This is a genomic window from Xanthobacter sp. BG11Y11_SDJG (assembly GCF_057364445.1).
The window spans coordinates 1-2,238 of sequence record NZ_JBNFNU010000543.1; the positions used below are offsets into that span (position 1 = coordinate 1).

General features: G+C 71.6%; 3 protein-coding genes. All 3 read left to right on the top strand.

The window, feature by feature from the left end; all coding sequences use genetic code 11:
* Nucleotides 1–982 (top strand): MFS transporter (locus AC2W7M_RS24150; RefSeq protein WP_486135531.1); only part of this gene is annotated, 982 nt, incomplete at its 5' end.
* A 25-nt stretch (nucleotides 983–1,007) separates the two neighbouring features.
* Nucleotides 1,008–1,829 (top strand): enoyl-CoA hydratase/isomerase family protein, encoded by an 822-nt coding sequence (locus AC2W7M_RS24155; RefSeq protein WP_486135533.1) that lies wholly within the window; start codon nucleotides 1,008–1,010, stop codon nucleotides 1,827–1,829.
* Nucleotides 1,830–1,852: 23 nt separating this feature from the next.
* On the top strand, nucleotides 1,853–2,238 hold a 386-nt coding region (locus AC2W7M_RS24160; RefSeq protein WP_486135535.1), incomplete at its 3' end, for an oxidoreductase.

Consider the following 2,238-nt stretch of genomic DNA (forward strand, 5'->3'; position numbering starts at 1 on the left):
TCGACCGCGCCGCCGTCGCGGCGCGACCCTCGTCGGCGCGCCGCCAATCTGTGCCTGCTGGCCACGGGGCTTCGACAGCGCCCTCACCGTGGCGCTCCGCTTCGTCACGGGGGCGGCGCTGGCCGGCGTCTATCCGGTGGGCATGAAGATGGCCGCCGCATGGGCCGAGCGCGCCGTGGGGCTGATGATCGGCACCCTGGTGGGCGCGCTCACGCTCGGCTCCTCCCTGCCCTACCTGTTCAACGCGGTCGCCGGCATCGACTGGCGCGTCACCATCGCCGTCTCCACCGCCTGCGCCGGGGTGGCGGCGGCCGGCATCCTCGCCATCTCGCTCGGCCCCAAGCACATGCAGGCGAGCCGCTTCCGCTTCGCCGAGGCCTTCGGCGCGCTCCGGCAGAGACCGGTGCTGCTCGCCAATGCCGGCTATCTCGGCCACATGTGGGAACTCTACGCCATGTGGGCGTGGATCGGCGCCTTCCTCGCCTGGGCGCTGCCGCAGACCGGGTTCAGCGGCAACGCCGGCATCATCACGTTCCTGGTGATCGCCTCCGGTGCGGTGGGCAGCGTCGCCGCCGGGCTGCTGGCCGACCGCGTCGGCCGCACCACCGTGACCATGGGCGCCATGGCGGCGAGTGGCACCTGCGCGGCGGTCATCGGCCTGCTGCCGCCGTTCGGCGCCGGCCTGCTGATCCTGGTCGCGCTCGTCTGGGGCCTCACGGTGGTGGCGGATTCCGCGCAGTTCTCGGCCTGCATCGCCGAACTCGCCCAGCCGCATCTGGTGGGAACCATGCTGACCATCCAGACCTCCATGGGCTTCCTGCTCACCTTCCTGACCATCCAGGCGATGCCGCTCGTCATCGCGACGCTCGGCTGGGACCACGCCTTCGCGGTGCTCGCCATCGGCCCCGCGCTCGGCGTCGTCGCCATGTGGCGCCTGCGCCACCAGCCTGAGGCCGCGCGCATCGCCGGCGGACGCCGCTAACCGATCCAAACGAAAGGACAATCCCATGAGCTGGGAAACGCTGATCTACGACAAGCCCGAGGCCGGCATCGGCCGCGTGACGTTCAACCGTCCGACGCGCGCCAACGCCATGAACCAGCACATGCTGCGCGAGCTTGAAGAGGTCTGCGCGGAGATCAGCGCCGACGACGCGGTGCGCTGCGTGGTGGTGACGGGGGCCGGTGCCGCCTTCTCCGCCGGCTTCGACCTCAAGGACCAGGCCGAGGCCCAGCCCTCCGGCGTCGCCGAATGGACGCCGCTGCTCGAGGCCGACTTCAAGGGCATCATGTCGTTCTGGAACCTCGCCAAGCCCTCGGTCGCGGCGGTGAACGGGCCGGCGCTGGCGGGCGGCTTCGAGCTGATGATGGCGTGCGACCTCGCCATCGCCGTCGAGGGCGCGACCTTCGGCGAGCCGGAATTGAAGTTCGGCGCCGGCATCGTCGCCATGATCCTGCCCTGGTACGTGACGCCCAAGGTGGCGCGCGGCGTGATCTATACCGGCGAGGACGCGATCCCCGCCCGGCAGGCGCTCGAATGGGGCCTCATCAACCAGGTGGTGGCGCCCGACCGGCTCATGGACGAGGCGCTGGCGCTGGCGGGCAAGCTGGCGCGCATGGACCCCATGGTGATGAAGCGCACCAAGATGGCGATCAACCGCACCTACGAGCTGATGGGCATGCAGGCGGCCCTGCGCCAGGCGCTGGAGATCGACCTCCTGATCGAGGCCGAGGGCACCGACCTCAAGCGCGGCTTCATGAAGGTGGTGCGCGAGCAGGGCCTCGGCAAGGCGCTGGCGTGGCGCGAGGCGCGCCTGGCGCAGCCGGCCTGAACCGGCAAAGCGGAGGCGGCGCCATGCGCGAGACCCTGCCGGCCCTGTTCACGCCGCTCGCCCTGCGCGGCGCGACGGCGCGCAACCGCACCATGCTGTCGGCCATGAACCAGCATGTGGCCAAGGACGGCTTCGCCGATGACGGGCTGCTGGTCCATCTCGGCAAGTTCGCCCTCGGCGGGTTCGGCATCGTCATGACCGAGGCCACCGCCATCACCCCCGAGGGCCGGATCGCTCCCGGCGACCTCGGCATCTGGTCCGACGACCATGTGCCGGGGCTGAAGCGCGTCACCTCCTTCCTGCGGGGCGCCGGCGCGCTGGCGGCGATCCAGCTCGGCCATTCCGGGCGCAAGGGCTCGGCGCGCCGGCCCTGGGACGGCGGCCCCCTCACCGATGCGGACGCCCGCGA

What these genes read in the sequence shown, in the direction of transcription:
- AC2W7M_RS24155 (WP_486135533.1), top strand. Translation starts at nt 1,008, where the DNA reads ATGAGCTGGGAAACGCTGATCTACGACAAGCCCGAGGCCGGCATCGGC.